Below are 7052 nucleotides of genomic sequence, written 5' to 3'. Positions count from 1 at the left end.
AACTTACGCGATGATAAAAGCGTTGAACAAGCTTATTGGGTTAGGTATGCCTGAAACTTGTCGTATTGACTAAGAAATACGCGAAACGGGGTGGCTCTATCTCTAAATTTAATTACGCAACAAAGCCGTACATCAATGATACCTATGGTCACTTCAAAGGTGATGATTATATCTCTGGCTTTGCGTCATGCATAAAAAACAATGCAAAGTACAACATCATATCGGCTAGGGTCGGTGGTGATGAGTTCATTGTCGTCATACATTCAGAAGAGGCTGGTTATGCTTCTGAGTTGATCAATAAAATTCACGCTGAATTTTATGACTTCATTGAAAGCTTTCGTTGTGATGATGAGGTGCCACTCGGTTTTTCATATGGTTGTGGTACGGCGGATTCCCGAAGTTTCAACATCATAAATCTAATAAAGTCTTCCGATGAAAACATGTACCTCAATAAGAAAAACAAGATTTAGATGTTCGTGACAGGCGTAAAAAAGCCCACTAGTGTGGGCTTAGATGTAGATGTAGATGTAGATGTAGATGTAGATGTAGTAGTCTTCTCAACTAAGCTCGAATGATCATTTGCTCGCGCTCAGGACCTACCGATACCATCACAATTGGTACACCCATCAGCTCTTCGATACGTGTAACGTAATCTTGTGCTGCTTGAGGAAGGCTCTCAAACGTGCGGCAACCCGTGATGTCTTCATCCCAGCCAGCCATATCTTCATATACAGGTTTTAGCTCAGCCGTTTGTGGCCAAATCGGGTTTTCAGTGTGTTCACCAGAGTAAGCCGTACAGATCTTAAGTTCAGACAAACCAGACAGGCAATCAATCTTAGTCAGTGCGATTTCCGTTGCAGCTTGCAGGTCAACACCGTTGCGAGTTGCTACTGCATCAAAGTAACCCATATCACGTGGGCGACCCGTAGTTGCGCCGTATTCGTTAGAGCTTTCGCGGAAGCTGTCTTGCTCTTCCATTGCTGTTACTAGCGTGCCAGTACCAACAGACGAGCTGAAAGATTTAGCAACAGCAATAACACGCTCAGGGCGAAGGGCAGGTAAACCGCTACCAATGCCTGCATAAGCTGCAGTTACATTCGAAGACGTTGTCCAAGGGTATTCACCGTAGACAAGGTCACGACCTGCACCTAGCTGAGCTTCAAACAGTAGGTTCGCGTCTTGTGATTGCAGTGCTTTTAGCGGCTCAGTTACGTTGCAGATGAACGGGCGCCACGTTTTAGTTACTTCAAGTAGCCATTCTGTCATTTCAGAAGCAGTCTGGGAGAAGTCACATTGAGGGTATAGCGCTTTAAGCTGAGGCATCTTCCAATCAAGCAGGAATTGAATACGCTGCTCTAAAATCTCAGGTTGATTCAACCAACCGACAAGAATGCCTTTCTTCATCACGCGATCGCCGTATGCTGGTGCAATACCTTGACGTGTTGAGCCGTAAGCGCCGTCACCCAAACGCTCTTCTTCAAGGGTATCTTCAAGGGCGTGTAAAGGGAGACACAGTGTCGCACGATCGGAGATCGCCATTTTCACTTTGATGCCAGCCTCTTGAACTTCTGCAATTTCTTGAGTTAGCGCAGCAGGGCTGATCACCATGCCTGGGCCAAGAACCGCCGTACAATCAGGATTAAAAATACCACTAGGTAGTTGGTGCAGTTTGAATGTACCGAAGTCGTTTACTACGGTATGGCCTGCATTGTTTCCGCCTTGAAAACGAATGCTAGCAGAAGCTTGGTCTGCTAAAAAATCGACGATGCGGCCTTTGCCTTCATCACCCCAGTTTGCGCCCACAACAACGATAGATGGCATAATTTTTCTCCTGACTGATTGAGAAATCATGTTAGGCCTACAAAGTGGATAAGAGAAATTAATTATCTTTATTATCTTGATAAGGATTTCATATATCCTTAAAGTCTTAACCTACAAGCGAGATTCCCTATTGCGTTCGTTCCTCACTGTATGGAATGACGATGGGGCATTCTTTACTTTTAGGGAATGATATTAGTGACACGAGAGAGAGGACATGATGCTCGATATTAATTTGTTGAAGACGTTTGTGACGCTAGCGGAATATAAGCATTTTGGGAAAGCGGCCAATGCACTGCATATGACACAACCCAATGTGAGTTTGCACCTAAAACAACTGGAACAACAAACACGCATTAAGTTGATAGAGAGAAGCCCTTTTCAATTGACTCAAGCGGGTGAACGGCTATTGGAAACAAGCCAAAGAACGTTGCTCGAACTGCAGATTTGTCAGGCCGATCTCAACGCCATTAACGACCTTAAAATAGGGACGTTAACCATTGCCGTAAGTGACATTATTTCCCGATTCTTGTTGATTCGTCCTTTCCAAAAGTTCAAAGCGCAGTATCCGGGTATTGACCTTACCTTGTTGAATACCACCTCATCTCAGGCATCGAGTTTAGTTAAAAATGCTCAAGCGGATATTGGTTTTGTTATCGCCAAAGAACAGCACAACGAGTCATTGTATTTCACTAAGCTACAAGAGCTTTCTTGGTGTGCGCTTGGCGATGGGTTTGATATCCAAGACTCTGATGTAGAGCTCACTTTGATTCTACTTGGCCATGATACGAGAACGCGTGACTTCATTGATGAAGGTTTACCAAGCCTTAATCTGCCTAATTATAGGGTGATGGAAGTAGGGAGTGTCGACGCTCAAATCGATTGGGCAGAAGCCGGTTTTGGTGTGGCTATCGTGCCTGAGTTTGCGGTATCCACCAAGCAGTATCTGCATTCGAAAGTGACACCGTTGACCAACTTCTCGAGCACCAGCCTCGGTTATATTGTTCGGCAGAACCAAGTGTTGTCGAAAGCCACCAAGCAGTTGTTAGGTTGGGTGAATGATGAGATTACTCTGTTGCAAAACCAATAACTCCATCTGATCTATCTAAGCCCACCTCGCGTGGGCTTTTTTGTGTCTGCAAAGCGCAGCTGTTTCTCCACCTAATAGGCTGTCGAGCTAATTAGATCTCCCTATAAATTATTACTCTCCCAAATCAGAGCCTTAAAATTCATCGTTGACAATGTTTGATAATCAAACTAAATTTCATTTATTGATTTGATACTCAAACTACTTGTGAGTCAAAGCACTTTTTTGATCAAGATTAATCAGTAATGACTCCTAACATTGAACACACCAGCTAAGGACGCCATTTTGAGCTTTCCAACACGTCACCAACACAACTTTTCTTCACATAACAGCCAAGGTGAAAAGCGTACTTTCTACGTTCTCTTGTTAACTATCATCACCATGGTTGTCGAGATCGTTGCCGGTACTATTTACGGCTCTATGGCGTTACTTGCCGATGGTTGGCACATGGGGACGCACGCTGCAGCGTTTGGCATCACCTTATTCGCATACCGATATGCGAAGAAACATGCCGAGAGCGAACGTTTCTCTTTCGGTACTGGCAAAGTTAGTGTGCTAGGGGGCTACACCAGCGCGATTGCATTGGGGATTGTGGCATTGTTGATGCTGGTGGAATCGGTACATCGCTTGTTTAACCCACAAGCAATTCAGTTCAATGAAGCGATCATCGTTGCTTGTATTGGTTTAACCGTGAATGTAGTGAGTATGTTTTTACTCGGCGATCACCATCATGATCACGGACACGAGCATGGCCATGATCATAGTAAGAACCATGGCCATTCGCACGGTCATTCACATAGTCATGATCACGACAGCGACCATGGTCATAAACATGGTGAGCACCATCATGACCACAACCTACGCGCAGCCTACATGCATGTGTTGGCGGATACTCTGACGTCTCTGCTTGCGATTGTTGCGCTGCTATTCGGTAAGTTTTACGGTTGGAACTGGTTAGATGCGGCAATGGGTATGGTTGGCGCATTTGTCATTGCTAAGTGGACGATGAACCTTATGAAACAAACCAGCCCAATCCTGCTGGATGAGAATATCGACCAAGATTATCGTGACTCAGTGACTGAAACCTTAATGCCTTATGCGTCGGTCACCGATTTCCATATGTGGAAGGTGAGTGGGCATCACTATTCAGCAGCGATTACTCTTGAATCAAACAGTGATAAAACCGTCTCTGAATATAAACAAATGCTCGCCAAGTTTGATAAGATTAATCATCTTACTCTTGAAGTGCATTCAAACGACCATGCGAAATATAGAACAGCTTAACCAAATACTGACTGAGTTCTACGATAAAATGTCTTCGTGGGAGCAGTCTGTTGTCAAAGAGACAGGTTATTCCCTTGCTCAAGTTCACACCATTGAAGTGCTTGGTATGCATGGCGCGTTAAGAATGAAAGAGCTCGCTGAAAAGTTGGGTATCACCACGGGTACGCTTACCGTTCAAATCGAAAAGTTGGTTAAAGCTGAATTGATTGAGCGCCATGAACACCCAACAGATCGTCGTGCGATTGTGGTTGCTTTGACTGATGAAGGGCAGAAGATACACGTTCACCACAATCAGCTTCACTTGAATTTGGTTAATGGACTAACACAAGACATCGAAGAAGATGAGAAAGCGGTGTTATTGAAGTGCCTAACCAAGATGGTGAAAGCGTTTTAGTCAGCCTTGAGTTCGCACCCTAACTCTTTAGTAGCAAAGCAATTGACTAGACAATCAAAAAATGGACCTGACTCGAATTAAGTAGGTCCATTTTTTTCACCGTTTACGCTCTACCGTACAATCATCAATAGACGGATTCATTGTTTAAAAACCAAGTCAAAACCTCCACTATTGCGCTTCGCTCGTGCTCTTCTGGAGAGCCAAAAAAATGTCATGCATAAATAATGCATCCAAATGTGCGTCAAAGTCTTTTAATTCAATGCCTTGTATACCATGACATTCAAGCCATTTATGTTCCGTCAAATAGCTGTCTCTCACTTTTATCATTCAACTAATGTACATGTATTCAATTTGTGTTATTGATGCTTTTATCTTTAGTGAAAAGATTCATTCTCTGTTTGAATGCCATTGAGAATGTCACTGCTGGTGGGCTGAACAGTCGCTAGATTTAGTGCTCATTACTGATACAAAAACCATAACCATAACCATAACCATAACAATAACCAGGTCGCACGAGTTGTATTCCATGCTTCGATGCGATCAATTAGATACTCATAGTTAATTTAGTAAAGACGAGCCACGTATATGAATATAAAGAAAAAGCTCTATTCGTTGGGGATGTTCTCCATCTTCGGCATGATTTCATTGTTGTTTACCACATCGCAATTTGCAGACACCACCGCTCAAATGAGCGAAGCCAAACAAATCACCAAAGAACTTGAAGTGCGACTACTCAATCTTCGCCGTAACGAGAAAGATTTCCTATTACGTAGTGATATGAAGTACCTCGCCAAGTTCGACGTAAACTACAACAAATTCTTAGCGTCTGAATCTGAGCTAGATACAGTGCTCAGTGATTTAGGCTTAGCCAACAGCACACACCTACGTGAAGACATCGAAACTTACCACACCAGCTTTGTTAACCTAGTTAAAGCGAGCGAAGTCTATGGGCTAGCACGCGACAAAGGCATGCTAGGCGAGTTTCATGTTTTACTCGATAACATCAGCGCGACAGCCAGTGCTGAACAAAAAATCGAGCTTTACCTGTTCAATGACTTAATTGAAAAGGGTGAGTTCGATCCGAGTGTTCTTTCTATTACTTCTAATGTTGGAAGCTCAACTGCTTTGATAGATGCTGCACGTCAAGTGGTTGAACAGAAGCGAGTGATTGGCTTGAAGCACAACGAAGGTCTGCTTGGGCAAGCTCGCTCGGGTTCTCATGCTATCGAAACTCAATTTAAAGAGTTCTCCGCGGTGCTAGACCAACAAACGCAGCAAGAGATGGACAAACTATCGCTGATCAACAACATCCTTTGCGTCACGCTACTCGTGTCGATCATTCTGTTCAGTTGGTTAATTGTCCGTTCTATTATCGGCAAGATTGAGTCATTACTCTCGGTGATTCGCAACATCGTTGATTCTAACGACGTGTCTATTCGTTCTCACCTAGATGGTAAAGATGAACTCAGCACGCTAGGCCAATACTTCAACCAATTGCTTGATCAACTTGAAGGCCTTATCGCTGCCTCCCAATCTAAATCACTGCAACTGACACAAAGCACGTCGAACATGCATGACGAGCTAGAGTCAGTCATCAAACAGTTTGAAGTTCAAGCAAATCATACCTCTACAATGACAACGTCAGTGCAAGAGATGGTACTCACAATAGGTGAAATCTCAGAAAGCACATCAGTTGCGGCTGAAGGTGTTCATCAAGCAAAAGTGAATGCCGATAAAGGCCGTGAAGTGGTGGTTGATACGATCAGCAACATTACTCAGTTGTCTGAACGCCTTTCTAGCAGCCAAGATTCGATCAGCTCATTGAACCATCATGTGGATCAAATTGGCGATGCGGTAAACATCATCCAAGGCATTGCAGAACAAACCAACTTGTTGGCACTGAACGCAGCCATTGAGGCAGCACGTGCCGGTGAACAAGGCCGAGGCTTTGCCGTGGTTGCCGATGAAGTTCGTGCTCTTGCAAGCAGAACGCACCAATCAACGACTGAAATTACCAGTGTAGTAACGGCAATTCAAAGTCAAATGAACGCTTCTATGACCGAGATTGGTGAATGTAACCAACAAGGCCAACTGACTCTGAAAGATTCGGAAGAGCTCGATGCTAGCCTGCAGCTTATCTTAAGCGACATGGAAAGCATCCAAGGTAACTCTGAGCGTATTGCATCAGCGATTGAAGAGCAGGGTGCTGTTATGGCACAAGTGAGTGACTCAATCACCGAGTTAAACACCATCTCAAGTGATAACAACGCTTCGGCGCAACATTGTTTAGTTGAAGTGGATAAAGTCGCAGAGCAAGCCCATGAGATGGATAAAGCGGTGGCGCAGTTCAAGACTTCTTAAACATTTAGAATAAACTAAACCAAAGGCGTGGATCATCTGCGCTTTTTTGTGCCTAAAATTCAACTAGATAAATGACGAGAATAAAAACGGCCCGATCTGGGGGAAGAT

General features: G+C 43.9%; 5 protein-coding genes and 1 pseudogene. 5 read left to right on the top strand and 1 reads right to left on the bottom strand.

All coding sequences use genetic code 11. The annotated features are described in order from the left end of the window. Positions 1-125: 125 nt before the first annotated feature. Positions 126-470: pseudogene (locus AACW75_RS04425) on the top strand (diguanylate cyclase); the annotation flags it as partial. Positions 471-561: 91 nt separating this feature from the next. Here the strand turns inward: AACW75_RS04425 and AACW75_RS04420 are convergent. Next, on the bottom strand, positions 562-1821 hold the full coding sequence (locus tag AACW75_RS04420) for an adenylosuccinate synthase (RefSeq protein WP_145568304.1): 1260 nt from the start codon (positions 1819-1821) through the stop codon (positions 562-564). A gap of 214 nt (positions 1822-2035) precedes the next feature. Between AACW75_RS04420 and AACW75_RS04415 the strand changes: the two genes are divergently transcribed. From AACW75_RS04415 to AACW75_RS04400, 4 genes are all read left to right on the top strand, one after another. Beyond that, positions 2036-2908 (top strand): LysR family transcriptional regulator, encoded by an 873-nt coding sequence (locus AACW75_RS04415; RefSeq protein WP_108194186.1) that lies wholly within the window; start codon positions 2036-2038, stop codon positions 2906-2908. Positions 2909-3190: 282 nt separating this feature from the next. After that, on the top strand, positions 3191-4189 hold the full coding sequence (gene dmeF, locus AACW75_RS04410; RefSeq protein WP_145568305.1) for a CDF family Co(II)/Ni(II) efflux transporter DmeF: 999 nt from the start codon (positions 3191-3193) through the stop codon (positions 4187-4189). Further along, positions 4167-4583: a MarR family winged helix-turn-helix transcriptional regulator gene (locus tag AACW75_RS04405; RefSeq protein WP_017070724.1), complete on the top strand. Its 417-nt coding sequence runs from the start codon at positions 4167-4169 to the stop codon at positions 4581-4583. The genes dmeF and AACW75_RS04405 overlap by 23 nt, the downstream gene beginning before the upstream one ends. 636 nt (positions 4584-5219) lie before the next feature. After that, positions 5220-6944 carry a methyl-accepting chemotaxis protein gene (locus AACW75_RS04400; RefSeq protein ID WP_029224161.1) on the top strand — a complete coding sequence of 575 codons (1725 nt, stop codon included), beginning with the start codon at positions 5220-5222 and terminating at the stop codon, positions 6942-6944. The last annotated feature ends 108 nt before the right edge of the window (positions 6945-7052 follow it).

The organism is Vibrio sp. L3-7 (assembly GCF_963898195.1).
GTDB classification, from domain to species: domain Bacteria; phylum Pseudomonadota; class Gammaproteobacteria; order Enterobacterales; family Vibrionaceae; genus Vibrio; species Vibrio echinoideorum.
The sequence above is the reverse complement of the archived record's forward strand: the minus strand, read 5'-3'. Positions and strand labels throughout refer to the sequence as shown.

Coding starts and splice junctions, on each gene's coding strand:
- AACW75_RS04420 (WP_145568304.1), bottom strand. CDS start 1,821: ATGCCATCTATCGTTGTTGTGGGCGCAAACTGGGGTGATGAAGGCAAA.
- AACW75_RS04415 (WP_108194186.1), top strand. CDS start 2,036: ATGATGCTCGATATTAATTTGTTGAAGACGTTTGTGACGCTAGCGGAA.
- AACW75_RS04405 (WP_017070724.1), top strand. CDS start 4,167: ATGCGAAATATAGAACAGCTTAACCAAATACTGACTGAGTTCTACGAT.
- AACW75_RS04400 (WP_029224161.1), top strand. CDS start 5,220: ATGATTTCATTGTTGTTTACCACATCGCAATTTGCAGACACCACCGCT.